This window comes from Tamlana crocina (genome assembly GCF_012037625.1).
Genome location: NZ_JAAVJS010000679.1, coordinates 1 through 323, shown reverse-complemented (window position 1 = coordinate 323; position 323 = coordinate 1). Strand labels below are relative to the sequence as shown.

The window sequence follows — 323 nt, the reverse complement described above, 5'->3', positions numbered from 1 at the left end:
GAACTACAGATACCAGGTAAAAATCATTGAATTCGGCATAAGGATCGTAAACCTTTTCGGCAAGATGGTATGCATTGGTGAGATATTCTTGAGGATCATCGCCGGGGAATCCAAGGATGCTGATCTTTTCGCGGAAGCTAAGCTCCTCCTGCTCCTTTTCAAGGCTGCTGAAGTTTTCAAGCGGGGATATTTCCTGTGTAAGTACAGGCAGGCGGGCAAAATTATTGACTCCCGAAGCAAAAAAAAGATATGCTACCAATGGAAGTGCAAAAAGAACAAAAATGACCAGAAATTTTTTCATAAGACCTCTCCGGAAGATGTGC

Annotated in this window: 1 pseudogene; it reads right to left on the bottom strand. The window is 43.0% G+C overall.

Features of this window, described 5'->3' with window-relative positions:
* Positions 1-301, bottom strand: a pseudogene (locus HC176_RS18540) (hypothetical protein); the annotation flags it as partial.
* Positions 302-323 lie beyond the last annotated feature (22 nt).